Origin of the sequence: Sphingobium indicum B90A, from assembly GCF_000264945.2 — a bacterium.
Taxonomy (GTDB): Bacteria; Pseudomonadota; Alphaproteobacteria; order Sphingomonadales; family Sphingomonadaceae; genus Sphingobium; species Sphingobium indicum.
In genome coordinates, this window is record NZ_CP013070.1 from 3600465 (window position 1) to 3612481 (window position 12017).

The following is a 12017-nucleotide window of genomic DNA, read 5'->3' on the forward strand; positions in this document are numbered from 1 at the left end:
CTATTGCTGACGTCTGAACTGGGCTCCTGCCTTCGCAGGAGCACGTTGCTCCTTGGCCAACCCCCTTGAATCCCGCCGTCCACAGGCGCAAGGAGGCCCGCAAAGGAGTCCGCCCATGTTCCGCCAGCTTACCAAAAGCCTCTACGTCTCTCCGCAGATCAGCGTCGATCAGGTGGCGGAGGCCAAGGCGCTGGGCGTCACCGTCATCATCAACAACCGCCCCGACGACGAGGAACCGGGCCAGACCAACGGCGCGGAGATCGAAGCCGCCGCCAAGGCCGCCGGCATCGCCTATGCCGCCGTGCCCGTGGCCCATGGCGGCTTCTCCCCCTGGCAACTCGACGGCATGGCCGCCGCGCTGGAACAGGCGGGCGAGGGCAAGATCCTCGCCTATTGCCGCTCCGGCACGCGCAGCACATTGCTCTGGGCGCTGACCCGCGCCCGCGCAGGCGATCACCCGGCGGCGCTGGCCGAGCAGGCCGCCTCGGCCGGATATGACGTCGCGCCCGTCCGCCAGATCATGGACGCGCTCGCCGCCGGTTGATGTCCGCAACACCGGAAACCTATGACGCCATCGTCCTGGGCGCTGGCGGCGCCGGCCTCATGTGCGCGGCCATGGCGGGCCAGCGGGGCAGGCGCGTGCTGGTCATCGACCATGCCGATCAGGCGGGGAAGAAAATCCTGATCTCCGGCGGCGGCCGCTGCAATTTCACCAATATCCACACCGCGCCCGACCGCTATCTGTCGGCCAACCCCCATTTCGCCAAATCGGCGCTGGGCCGCTACACGCCGCAGGATTTCCTCGCCCTTGTCGAACGCCACGGCATCGCCTGGCATGAAAAGACGCTGGGCCAGCTCTTCTGCGACCAGAGCGCCCGCCAGATCGTCGCCATGCTGCTTGCCGAATGCGAGGCGGGCGGCGTCGCGATCCGCCTCGGCCACGCCATCACCGCCGTCACCCATGCCGACGGCCGCTACAGCGTCACCCATGGCGGCAGGACCGCCACCGCCCCCGCGCTGGTCATCGCCACCGGCGGTCCGTCCATCCCGAAGATCGGCGCGACCGCCTTCGCCTACGATCTCGCCCGCCAGTTCGGCCTGAAGGTGGTCGAACCCCGCCCGGCGCTCGTCCCCCTGACGCTCGGCGGCGAAGACCTGTTGTTCCGCTCCCTCTCCGGCGTCTCGACCGAGGTCGTCGCCCGCCATGGCAAGACCGCCTTCCGCGAAGCCGCCTTGCTCACCCATCGCGGCCTGTCCGGCCCGGCGATCTTGCAGATTTCCTCCTATTGGCGGCATGGGGAGGCCATCGCCCTCGACTTCCTGCCCGACCAGGCGCCGGGCTGGCTTACGGAGGCGAAGCGCGGCAAGCCCCGCGCCACGCTGACGCAGAGCCTGCGCGGCCACCTGCCCGACCGTCTGGCCGACGCGCTGGCGGAGCGGCTCGCGCTGCCCGGCGATCTCGGCAATATCCCGGACCGCAAGTTGCAGGATGCCGAACGCCGCCTCTCGGCCTGGTCCTTCACCCCCAACGGCACCGAAGGCTTCGCCAAGGCGGAAGTCACCATCGGCGGCATCTCCACCGCCGGACTGTCCTCGCAGACGATGGAGGCGCGCCACCTCCCCGGCCTTTACGCCATAGGCGAAGCGGTCGACGTCACCGGCTGGCTGGGCGGCTATAATTTCCAATGGGCGTGGGCGAGCGGCTGGGTAGCGGCCCAGTTTCTTTAATCCCAAAAAAGCAGCCCCGGCGCAAGGGAACGCCGGGGCCACAAAGAGGGATGTCCCGGCGCGAGGGGGGGAGAGCCGGGACAAAAGGGAAATAGGAAGGCCGATTTCCGTTTCAAGATGCTACTGAGAATTTTCTCGCGCATGCCTCGCCCTGTCTGGACGTTCCCGCATGCATCTCCGAAACCCGCCTACCCGCACTCCACCGTCACATGCTCCATGCGCGGCAGGGCGCGGACCTGGCGGCGCACGGCGGCGGCGTCCGCGCCGGGGGCCAGGCTGACGATGGCGGCATGGGCATGCGGCCCGATGCGCCAGACATGCAGGTCGCGGATGGTCGCCCCCTCCGCCTCCACCAGTCCCTTGATCCGCGCCGTCAGCGCCGGTTCGGCGGTGTCGAGCAGGATCGCGGCAGTATCCTTCATCAGCCCCCAGGCCCAGCGCGCGATCACCGCCGCGCCCAGCAGGCCCACGGCCGGGTCAAGCCACCACCAGCCCATATAGCGCCCCGCCAGCAGCGCCGCGATGGCCAACACCGACGTCAGCGCGTCGGTCAGCACATGCATATAGGCGGCGCGCAGATTATTGTCGGCATGGCCCTGCTTATGATCATGGGCATGGCCGTGATGCCCGTGATCATGGCTATGGTCATGCCCCAGCAGCAGGGCGCTGATCAGGTTGATGACCAGGCCGATCACGGCCACCAGCGTCGCTTCGCCGAAAGCCACCTGCACCGGATCGAACAGGCGCATCGCCGATTCGACGGCGATGAACAGCGCCGTGAAGGCCAGGATCAAAGCGGAGGCGAAGCCGGACAGATCCCCCACCTTGCCGGTCCCGAAAGTATAGCGGGGATTGCGCGCATGCCGCCGCGCATAGCCATAGGCGGCCGCCGCCACCGCCAGCGCGCCCGCATGGGTCGCCATGTGGAAACCGTCGGCCAGCAGCGCCATCGACCCGCTCAGCCAGCCGAAGACGATCTCCACCACCATGGTCGCCGCCGTCAGCCACACGACCCACATCGTCTTGCGGGCATTCTCGTCATGTCCCCGGCTCAGATAGATATGGTCGAAATAATGGCTTTCCTCGCCCTCGTCCGCGCCGGTTGCGGGCATGGCACGGGCATGATCATGCTCCTCGGGATGATGGCCATGGTCGTGATCGTCATGCATGCTCATTTCCCGTAGCGCCGGATCAGCGCCAGCATCTCTTCCGCCGCGGCCTGTCGCGCTGCGTCGCTGATGCCCGGCCGGGCGACATGTTCGCGCATATGCTGGTCGATCAGCTCCTCCATCAGGCTGCCCACGGCTCCCCTGACGGAGGCGACCAGTTGCAGCGTTTCCGAACAGCCCGCATCGCCCGCCAATTGCCGTTCGACCGCGCCGATCTGCCCGGCGATGCGCCGCACCCGCGCCAACAGCTTGTCCCGATCCGCCACGATATGCATAGGATACCCCCCTATACTATATTCCCCGGAAAATCAATCCGTGCATTTCCTCTCGAAGCCCCTAAGAGTCTGTTTGGAAAATGCGCATATGCGCATTTTCGGTGCGGCAATCCGGCTTCGGCCGGATTTCCGAACAAGGGGTGCGATGGCGACCATGACCGATTGCGACCTGGCGATAGTGGGCGGCGGCCTGGCGGGCAGCCTGACCGCGCTCGCCTTCGCCATGCGCCATCCCCATGTCTCCATCCGGCTGCTGGAAAGCGGCGATACGCTCGGCGGCAACCATATCTGGTCCTTCTTCGACAGCGACGTGGATGCGGGCGACCGCTGGCTGGTCGAGCCGCTGGTCGCCCATCGCTGGCCCGAAGGCTATGAGGTCCGCTTCCCCGGCCATAGCCGTCAACTGGCCGCGCCCTATAACAGCATCACCTCGACGCGCCTCGACGCCCATGTCCGGGAGGTGCTGGGCGATGCCGTCCTGACCGGCGCGCAGGCCGTCGAACTGACGCCCACCACCGTCACCTTGTCCGATGGCCGCACCATCCGCGCCGGAGCCGTGCTGGACGCCAGGGGAGGGGGCGACCTTTCCGCTCTGCGCTGCGGCTGGCAGAAATTCGTCGGCCAGACCCTGCGCCTGACTGCCCCCCACGGCCTGACCCGCCCCGTCATCATGGACGCCACGGTCGAGCAATGCGACGGCTATCGCTTCGTCTACCTGCTCCCCCGCGACGACCGGACGATCTTTGTCGAGGACACCTATTATAGCGACACTCCGGACCTCGACATCCCCGCGCTGGAGGGCCGCATCGCCGCCTATGCCAATGCGCAGGGCTGGCAGGTCGAGGCGGTCGTCCATGGCGAAAGCGGCGTCCTGCCGGTCGTCCATGGCGGCGATTTCGACCGCTTCTGGCCCCAGCATGACCCGGTGGCGCGGATCGGGGTGAGGGCGGCGATGTTCCAGCCCATGACCGGCTATTCCCTGCCCGACGCCGTGCGTTTCGCCCAATGGCTGGCGGACGAATGGCCGATGGAGGGACGGCTGCTGGCGCATGCGACGCGGGAATGGGCCGCCCTCCATTGGCGGCAGGGGCGCTATTACCGGCTGCTCGGCCGCATGCTGTTCGGCGCCGCCCGCCCCGCGCAGCGCTGGCGCATCTTCGAACGTTTCTATCGGCTCAGCCCCCCCTTGATCGGCCGCTTCTATGCGGGCCGCTCGACGCTTCGGGATCGCATCCGCATCTTGTGCGGGCGGCCCCCGGTGCCCATAAGGGACGCCATGCGTGCATTGATGAGCCCTCCCGCCTGATGAAGCGAACCCGATGAACCGGAAAGCGATCGTCATCGGCGCGGGCTTTGGCGGCCTCGCGCTCGCCATCCGCCTGCAATCCGCCGGAATCGACACCACGCTGGTCGAGGCGCGGGACCGGCCCGGCGGGCGCGCCTATATGTGGGAAAAGGACGGCTTCGTCTTCGACGCCGGGCCGACCGTCATCACCGATCCCGATTGCCTGGGCGAATTATGGCGCCTGTCCGGCCACGACATGGCGGAGGATGTCAGCCTCGTCCCCGTCTCCCCCTTCTACCGGCTCAATTGGCGCGACGGCACCAATTTCGACTATTCCAACGACGAAACCGCCCTCCGCGCCCAGATCGCCAGGCTCAATCCCGAAGATGTCGCGGGCTATGAAAGCTTCCTCGACTATGCGGGCGGCGTCTATGAAGAGGGGTATAGAAAGCTCGGCTCGGTCGCCTTCCTCGACTTCGCCTCCATGGTCCGCGCCGCCCCCGCGCTGATGAAGCATCAGGCGTGGCGCTCCGTCTATTCGGTCGTCTCCTCCCATGTGAAGAATGAGAAGCTCCGCCAGGCGCTCTCCTTCCACACGCTGCTGGTCGGCGGCAATCCGATGCAGACCAGCTCCATCTACGCCCTGATCCACAAGCTGGAGAAGGACGGCGGCGTCTGGTTCGCGAAGGGCGGCACCAACCGCCTCGTCCAGGCGATGGCGACGCATTTCGAGCGGCTGGGCGGCACGCTGCGCCTCGCCGATCCGGTGGTGCAGATCGAAACCTATGGCGACCGCGCCGTCGCCGTGCGCACCGCTTCGGGCTGGCGGGGGGAGGCGGACGCCGTCGCCTCCAACGCCGATCTGATGCACAGCTATCGCGACCTGATCGGCCATCATCCGCGTGGCCAGAAACAGGCGGAAAAGCTCGCCCGCAAACGCTGGTCGCCCAGCCTGTTCGTGCTGCATTTCGGCATCAGGGGAAGCTGGCCGGGCATACCGCACCATATGATCCTGTTCGGCCCGCGCTATGAGGGGCTGCTGACCGACATTTACGATCATGGCGTGCTGCCGCAGGATTTCTCGCTCTACCTGCACCACCCGACCGTCACCGATCCGTCGATGGCGCCGGACGGCCATTCGACCTTCTACGCGCTCGCCCCGGTGCCGCATCTGGGCAAGCTGCCGATCGACTGGGACAGGTTCGCCCCCGCCTATGCAGAGCGCATATTGGACGAGATCCAGCATCGCCTGATCCCCGACATCCGTTCGCGCATCGTCACCCAATTTCATTATGCCCCGCCCGATTTCCGCCGCGACCTGTCGGCGCATCTGGGCAGCGCCTTCAGCCTGGAGCCGCTGCTCACCCAAAGCGCCTGGTTCCGCGCCCATAATCGCGACGATGTCATCCCCAACCTCTATCTGGTCGGGGCGGGCACCCATCCCGGCGCGGGCATCCCCGGAGTGGTCGGCAGCGCCAAGGCGACCGCCGCGCTGATGCTGGAAGATCTGGCGTAAAGAGGACATATGAAGAGACTGGCAGTCTATTGCGGCTCGGCCACCCCGGCCGACCCCGCCTATGTCGATGCCGCCCGCCATGTCGGGCGCGTGCTGGCGCGGCGCGGCATCGGCGTCGTCTATGGCGGCGGTCGCCTGGGCCTGATGGGCGCGGTGGCGGATGCGGCGCTGGAGGCGGGCGGCGAAGTGATCGGGGTCATCCCCGAAGCGCTGGTCGGCGCCGAAGTCGCCCATCGCGGCTGCACCGAACTGCGCGTCGTCCAGACCATGCACCAGCGCAAGCAGCTTTTCACCGACCTGTCCGACGGCTTCGTCACCCTGCCGGGCGGCGTCGGCACGATGGACGAATTGTGGGAAGCGATCAGTTGGGCGCAGCTTGGTTATCACCGAAAGCCGGTGGGCCTGCTGAACGTCGCGGGCTTCTACGACCAGCTCATCGCCTTCAACCAGCATATGGTGGAGGCAGGCTTCATCCGCGCCCAGCACGCCAATATACTGATCCACGCCAACGCCATCGAAGCCCTGCTCGACAGGATGGCGGCCTATCAGCCCCACGAAACCGTCTTCGCGATGAAGGCGGATCGGCTGTGATCAAGACGTCGTTCGTTTCGAGCGGAGTCGAACAATGGCTGGGCCGCGTGGACAAATTCGGAATGTCGGAAATGGCCATGAGCGGTCATTAGTTTTCCGTCACCCCGGACTTGATCCGGGGTCCCGCTGCCTTGGGATAGGCGTGCACTCGGAAGAAAGCGGGACCCCGGATCAAGTCCGGGGTGACGAATAGGGGGGAAGGTCCGCTCTCCACCCACGCCGTCCGCCGTCTCTCGACTTCGCTCGAAACAAGCCGAGGTCAGGTGACTTTCGCCACCACACACGGCATGTCCTGATAATGCCCTCAGAATTTCCAGACCGCCCAACTCTCATCGCCCAGGCCCGCGAGAGCATCGCCCGCGGCTCCAAATCCTTCGCGCTTGCGTCCAAACTTTTCGACCGCCCAACCCGCGAACGCGCATGGCTGCTCTACGCCTGGTGCCGCAAATGCGACGACATAGCGGACGGCCAGGACCATGGCGGTACGATGCGCGGCGTCGCGGACGGCCAGGCGCGCCTCTCCACCATCCGCGTCCTCACCGATGCCGCGCTCCAGGGCGAACCCACCGGCGACCCGGCCTTCGACGGCTTCGGCCTCGTCATGCGGGAATGCGCCATTCCGGAACGCTACGCCCATGACCTGATCGAAGGCTTCGCCCTCGACGCCCGCGAATGGCGGCCCCGCAGCGAGGCGGACATGCTGCGCTATTGCTATCATGTCGCGGGCGCGGTCGGCTGCATGATGGCGATCTTGATGGGCGTCGACCCAGGCGATGAAGCCACGCTCGACCGCGCCTGCGACCTCGGCCTCGCCTTCCAGCTCGCCAATATCGCCCGCGACATCAGCGAGGATGAGGCCGCCGGCCGCTGCTACCTGCCGGAGGAATGGCTGGTCGAAATGGACGTGCCCCCCGGCGAGCATATGAAGCCCTGGGTCCGCCCGCGCCTCGCCATCCTCGCCCGCCGCTTGGCCGACAGGGCCGCCGCCTATGAGGAAAGCGCCCGCCACGGCACCGGCGCCCTGCCGCCCCGATCCGCCTGGGCGGTGCTGGCGGCGGCGGGCATCTATGGCGGCATCGCCCGCGAAGTCGCCCGCCGGGGCGAGCACGCCTGGGACCGCCGCGTCGTCACGCCGAAGGGCGACAAGCTGGGCTGGGTTCTCCGCGCCGGCCTCCAGGTGCCGGGCCGCGCCCGCCGCTGGCCCGCCGCGCAGGCGCGTCCGGCCTCCCTGTGGACCCGCCCCCTAAGCTGACAGGCAAAAAAAGGGACCGATACTTGCGTATCGGTCCCGAGGCATGTTCGCAGGAGGAACAAGGTGAGGCGGGCGGGCCGTTGATCGGCCCGCCCTGCCAATCTCAGTAGTTGTAGGCGCGCTCGCCGTGGCTGGAGAGGTCGAGACCTTCCATTTCGGCTTCCTTGCTCGGACGCAGACCCATCGTCTTGTCGATGATGAAGTAGAGGATCGCGCTGCCGATGCCGGAGAAGAGCAGGGTGAAGACCACCGCCTTGACCTGGATCCAGACCTGGCCCGGGATGCTGTAGGCTTCCGGATGGAAGGCCGCCGGGAAGACGGTGTAGTCGAACACGCCCTGGCCGCCCAGCGAGGGAGCCGCGACGATGCCGGTGCCGATGGCGCCGACGATGCCGCCGATGCAGTGCACGCCGAACACATCCAGGCTGTCGTCATAGCCGACCTTGCCCTTCACGAACGCCACGAAGATGTAGCAGATCGGCGAGACGATGAAGCCGAGTGCGATGGAGGTCATCGGCGCCGCGAAGCCCGCGGCCGGGGTGATCGCGACCAGCCCTGCCACCGCGCCGGTGACGGCGCCCAGCAGCGAAGCCTTGCCATGGTGGACCTGCTCGACCAGCGACCAGCTCACCGCCGCCGCGCAGGTGGCGACCATGGTGTTGATGAAGGCGACGCCGGTGACGGCATTGGCTTCCAGGTTGGACCCGGCGTTGAAGCCGAACCAGCCGACCCACAGCAGGCTGGCGCCGATCATGGTCATGGTCAGCGAGTGCGGCGGCATGGGCTCCTTGGGGAAGCCGACGCGCTTGCCGACCATGATCGCGCCCACCAGACCGGCGATACCGGCGTTGATGTGCACCACGGTGCCGCCCGCGAAGTCGAGCGCGCCCCAGCCCCAGAGCAGGCCGTAATCGGTCGGAGCGTCAACCAGGAAGTCCGGGCCGGCCCAGTACCAGACCATGTGCGCCATCGGGAAGTAGATGAAGGTCAGCCACAGCACGACGAACACGATCAGCGAAGAGAATTTCACGCGCTCCGCGAAGGCGCCGACGATCAGCGCCGGGGTGATCATGGCGAAGGTCATCTGGAAGACCACGAACACGAATTCGGGCAGATAGACGTTGTTGCTGAACGTCGCGCCATAGGTCGTGCCGTCGACCCCCATCAGGAAGGCCTTGGAAAGCCCGCCGAAGAAGTGGTTGTCGCCGCCGCTGGTGAAGGCGATCGAATAGCCCCAGCAGCACCAGACCAGGCCCGCGACGGAAACGATCATGAACACCTGCATCAGGATGCTCAGCATGTTCTTGGTGCGGACCAGGCCGCCGTAGAACAGGGCCAGGCCCGGAACCGACATCATCAGCACCAATGCGGCGGAAACCAGCATCCAGGCGACGTCGCCCTTGTTGACCATGCCGGCCATGGCGGCGGCGTCTGGCGCCTTGATCGGCGCGGCCAGCGCCGGTGCGGCTGCGAGCAGGGACAGGCCGACCGCCCCCATCACGCCGCAAAGCTTCTTGGAAAAGGACATTAATTCCCCCTTCTTACAGTGCGGTTTCGCCGGTTTCGCCGGTACGAATGCGCACCGCCTGCTCGACATCGAGAACGAAGATCTTGCCATCGCCGATGGCGCCCGAATTCGCGGCCGCCTGAACGGCCTCGATCACGCGGGGCGCGAGATCGTCGTCGCAGACCACCTCGATCTTGATCTTCGGAACCATGTTCGTCGAATATTCAGCGCCGCGATAGATTTCGGTCTGCCCCTTCTGGCGGCCAAAGCCCTTCACTTCGCTCACCGTCATGCCGGCGATGCCGAGCGAGGAAAGTGCCTCGCGGACATCGTCAAGCTTGAACGGCTTGATGATAGCCATGACAAGTTTCATGTCGCCCCCTGTTACTGGTGTGCGGCGACATACTCAGCAAAAGCCGTGCCAATTCGTAAAAGGCGGGTTAATGCGGGGTTTTTCCCTGACGCGTCAAAACGGCCCGCTGAAAAAATGGGCAGCGCTGGATCGATGCTCAAAAATTAGGCACGCCTGTCGTCGAATGGCGAAGCCATCCGCTGAAACAAGTTCGGCATGAAGGAAAGGGTAGGCCGAGCCAGCCTTACCAGCCTCCGCCTTTCTTCGCGGCCTCTTCCTCGCCGGGGGCATCGGCGCGGCCCAGCGCGGCGTTGCGATGGGGAAAGCGGCCGAAGCGCTCGATCATCGCATAATGCTCCCGAGCGAACGCTAGGGACTTCGCGTCGCCCGCGCCTTCGAACAGGCTGACCGACAATTTCTGATCGTCCACCGCCTCGCTATGCTGGAAGGGCATGTAGAAGAACAGCCGCCCGGCGCCGCCAATCTGTATGTCATAGCCATGGGCCACTGCCCCTCGCGCGACGTCGCGGGCCAGCGCATCGGTGGAGAAAGCCGCGGCCGATCCCCGGAACATGTTGCGCGGCAACTGGTCGAACAGCAGGACCGCCGCCAGCGCGTCGTCGGCCCGCTCCAGAAATTCCTCGGCGGGCAGATGGCGCTTCTCTTCCCACAGGGCGCGGAATCGCGCCTGGCACGTCCGGTCGAGCGCCGGATCGTGGCTCCACCATCCCTGCTCGCCGACCTGGTTGAACCAGAAATCCAGCAGGGCCGCCGCCCAGTCGGCGGTCACGGCGTCATGGCTGTCGGTCAGCATGTTCATCATGGAAATAAAGACGGAGGGCGCTTGGGGTTCCTCCGTCCATGGCGCCTGCGCCTCAGGTCGCCGTGCCACCGACCGTAAGGCCCTCCATCAGCAGCGTCGGCTGGCCCACGCCAGCGGGCACGCTCTGCCCGCCCTTGCCGCACATGCCGATGCCTTCGTCCAGCGCCCAGTCATGGCCGATGCCGACCACCTTGGTCAGCGCCGTCGGCCCGTCGCCGATCAGCGTCGCGCCCTTGATCGGCTCGCCCAGCTTGCCGTTCTCAACCTTGTAGGCCTCAGTGCAGGAAAAGACGAACTTGCCCGACACGATGTCCACCTGCCCGCCGCCGAAGCTCTTGGCGAAAATGCCCGACTTCATCCGGCTCAGCAGTTCCTCCGGATCGTCCTGCCCGCCCTTGATGAAGGTGTTGGTCATGCGCGGCATCGGCGCATGGGCATAGCTTTCGCGGCGGCCGTTGCCGGTCGGCTCCACGCCCATCAGACGGGCGTTCAGCCGGTCCTGCATATAGCCCTTGAGGATGCCGTCCTCGATCAGCACATTTTCCCTCGTCGGCGTGCCCTCGTCATCGATGGAGAGCGAGCCGCGCCGGCTCATGATCGACCCGTCGTCCACCACGGTGACGCCCGGCGCCGCGACCCGCTGGCCGACGCGTCCGGAAAAGGCGCTGGTGCCCTTGCGGTTGAAGTCGCCCTCCAGCCCATGCCCGATGGCTTCATGCACCAGCACGCCCGGCCAGCCCGGCCCCAGCAGCACGGTCATCTCCCCCGCGGGCGCGGCCACGGAACGCAGATTGACCCGCGCCTGCGCCAGCGCCTCGTCAATCGCCCGGTTCCATACGCCCGAGTCCATCACCTCGTCATAGAGATAGCGACCGCCGATCCCGAACACGCCCGTCTCGCGGCGGCCATTCTCCTCCAGGATGACGGACACGTTGAGCCGCACCAGCGGCCGGATGTCGGTCGCGGTGAAGCCGTCGGCGCGCACGATTTCCACCACCGACCAGCTTCCCGCCAGGCTTGCCGACACCTGCGCGACACGCGGATCGCGGGCGCGGGCGGCGGCGTCGATGGCGGCGCAGAGCGTCACCTTCTCGGCAAAGGGCACGATCTCCAGCGGATTGACGTCGGTATAAAGATGCCGGTTGGTATGCTGCGGCGGCGGCGCGGGCTGGCCCTTCGCCGGATCGAGCAAGGTCAGCGTCTCGGCGGCGCGGCGGATCGCGGCTTCGCTGATGTCGTTGGCATGGGCGAAGCCGGTCATCTCCCCCGACACGCCGCGCAGGCCGAAGCCCGCATCGGTCGAATAATCGGCGGTCTTCAGCCGCCCGTCATCGAAGCCGAAGCTCTCGCTCGCCCGATATTGCAGGTAAAGCTCGCCATCGTCGCAGCCTTTCAGCGCCTCGGCGGTCAGGCGGCGCGCGCCGTCGGGATCGAGCAGGCCGGGGCGATAGAGCAGGCCACGGGCATCGGTGAACTGGGGAGCAGCTTCGGTCATGCCGTCCGATATAGGAGCGGCAGG

12 protein-coding genes are annotated in these 12017 nt (G+C 66.6%); 6 read left to right on the forward strand and 6 right to left on the reverse strand.

Annotated elements, in window-relative coordinates:
• Nucleotides 1-115: 115 nt before the first annotated feature.
• Together SIDU_RS17415 and SIDU_RS17420 are read left to right on the forward strand one after the other, a co-directional pair.
• On the forward strand, nt 116-544 hold the full coding sequence (locus SIDU_RS17415) for a protein tyrosine phosphatase family protein (RefSeq protein WP_007686872.1): 429 nt from the start codon (nt 116-118) through the stop codon (nt 542-544).
• A complete protein-coding gene (locus tag SIDU_RS17420) occupies nt 544-1728 on the forward strand; it encodes a BaiN/RdsA family NAD(P)/FAD-dependent oxidoreductase (RefSeq protein WP_007686871.1) in 1185 nt (394 codons plus the stop codon). The genes SIDU_RS17415 and SIDU_RS17420 overlap by 1 nt, the downstream gene beginning before the upstream one ends.
• Before the next feature lie 188 nt (nt 1729-1916).
• On the opposite strand, the gene dmeF is transcribed toward SIDU_RS17420, so the two are convergent.
• Nucleotides 1917-2903 carry a CDF family Co(II)/Ni(II) efflux transporter DmeF gene (gene dmeF, locus SIDU_RS17425; protein WP_007686870.1) on the reverse strand — a complete coding sequence of 329 codons (987 nt, stop codon included), beginning with the start codon at nt 2901-2903 and terminating at the stop codon, nt 1917-1919.
• Entirely contained in the window at nt 2900-3172 is a 273-nt protein-coding gene (locus SIDU_RS17430; protein ID WP_007686869.1) for a metal/formaldehyde-sensitive transcriptional repressor, read from the reverse strand. Before SIDU_RS17430 ends, dmeF begins: the two co-directional genes overlap by 4 nt.
• 145 nt (nt 3173-3317) lie before the next feature.
• On the opposite strand from SIDU_RS17430, the gene crtY reads away from it, so the two are divergent.
• From crtY to SIDU_RS17450, 4 genes are all read left to right on the forward strand, one after another.
• The gene (crtY, locus tag SIDU_RS17435) at nt 3318-4478 is read left to right on the forward strand and encodes a lycopene beta-cyclase CrtY (RefSeq protein WP_007686868.1); all 1161 of its coding nucleotides are present in this window, start codon (nt 3318-3320) and stop codon (nt 4476-4478) included.
• A 13-nt stretch (nt 4479-4491) separates the two neighbouring features.
• Nucleotides 4492-5973, forward strand: coding sequence for a phytoene desaturase (locus tag SIDU_RS17440; protein ID WP_007686867.1), 1482 nt, complete (start codon nt 4492-4494; stop codon nt 5971-5973).
• Nucleotides 5974-5982: 9 nt separating this feature from the next.
• Nucleotides 5983-6564, forward strand: coding sequence for an LOG family protein (locus SIDU_RS17445; protein ID WP_007686866.1), 582 nt, complete (start codon nt 5983-5985; stop codon nt 6562-6564).
• A gap of 298 nt (nt 6565-6862) precedes the next feature.
• Nucleotides 6863-7816 (forward strand): phytoene/squalene synthase family protein, encoded by a 954-nt coding sequence (locus SIDU_RS17450; protein ID WP_007686865.1) that lies wholly within the window; start codon nt 6863-6865, stop codon nt 7814-7816.
• Nucleotides 7817-7919: 103 nt separating this feature from the next.
• Here the strand turns inward: SIDU_RS17450 and SIDU_RS17455 are convergent, their stop codons facing one another.
• The 4 genes from SIDU_RS17455 to tldD all read right to left on the reverse strand — a co-directional run bounded on the left by SIDU_RS17455 (nt 7920) and on the right by tldD (nt 11993).
• Entirely contained in the window at nt 7920-9344 is a 1425-nt protein-coding gene (locus SIDU_RS17455; RefSeq protein WP_007686863.1) for an ammonium transporter, read from the reverse strand.
• 13 nt (nt 9345-9357) lie between these two features.
• Nucleotides 9358-9696: a P-II family nitrogen regulator gene (locus SIDU_RS17460; protein WP_007686860.1), complete on the reverse strand. Its 339-nt coding sequence runs from the start codon at nt 9694-9696 to the stop codon at nt 9358-9360.
• Between the two features lie 223 nt (nt 9697-9919).
• Nucleotides 9920-10495, reverse strand: coding sequence for a DUF924 family protein (locus tag SIDU_RS17465; RefSeq protein ID WP_025771279.1), 576 nt, complete (start codon nt 10493-10495; stop codon nt 9920-9922).
• Between the two features lie 55 nt (nt 10496-10550).
• Nucleotides 10551-11993, reverse strand: coding sequence for a metalloprotease TldD (tldD, locus tag SIDU_RS17470; protein WP_007686856.1), 1443 nt, complete (start codon nt 11991-11993; stop codon nt 10551-10553).
• Nucleotides 11994-12017 lie beyond the last annotated feature (24 nt).

What these genes read in the sequence shown, in the direction of transcription:
- tldD (WP_007686856.1), bottom strand. Translation starts at nt 11,993, where the DNA reads ATGACCGAAGCTGCTCCCCAGTTCACCGATGCCCGTGGCCTGCTCTAT.
- SIDU_RS17440 (WP_007686867.1), top strand. Translation starts at nt 4,492, where the DNA reads ATGAACCGGAAAGCGATCGTCATCGGCGCGGGCTTTGGCGGCCTCGCG.
- SIDU_RS17455 (WP_007686863.1), bottom strand. Translation starts at nt 9,344, where the DNA reads ATGTCCTTTTCCAAGAAGCTTTGCGGCGTGATGGGGGCGGTCGGCCTG.
- SIDU_RS17460 (WP_007686860.1), bottom strand. Translation starts at nt 9,696, where the DNA reads ATGAAACTTGTCATGGCTATCATCAAGCCGTTCAAGCTTGACGATGTC.
- SIDU_RS17445 (WP_007686866.1), top strand. Translation starts at nt 5,983, where the DNA reads ATGAAGAGACTGGCAGTCTATTGCGGCTCGGCCACCCCGGCCGACCCC.
- crtY (WP_007686868.1), top strand. Translation starts at nt 3,318, where the DNA reads ATGGCGACCATGACCGATTGCGACCTGGCGATAGTGGGCGGCGGCCTG.
- SIDU_RS17465 (WP_025771279.1), bottom strand. Translation starts at nt 10,495, where the DNA reads ATGAACATGCTGACCGACAGCCATGACGCCGTGACCGCCGACTGGGCG.
- SIDU_RS17430 (WP_007686869.1), bottom strand. Translation starts at nt 3,172, where the DNA reads ATGCATATCGTGGCGGATCGGGACAAGCTGTTGGCGCGGGTGCGGCGC.
- SIDU_RS17420 (WP_007686871.1), top strand. Translation starts at nt 544, where the DNA reads ATGTCCGCAACACCGGAAACCTATGACGCCATCGTCCTGGGCGCTGGC.
- SIDU_RS17450 (WP_007686865.1), top strand. Translation starts at nt 6,863, where the DNA reads ATGCCCTCAGAATTTCCAGACCGCCCAACTCTCATCGCCCAGGCCCGC.
- SIDU_RS17415 (WP_007686872.1), top strand. Translation starts at nt 116, where the DNA reads ATGTTCCGCCAGCTTACCAAAAGCCTCTACGTCTCTCCGCAGATCAGC.
- dmeF (WP_007686870.1), bottom strand. Translation starts at nt 2,903, where the DNA reads ATGAGCATGCATGACGATCACGACCATGGCCATCATCCCGAGGAGCAT.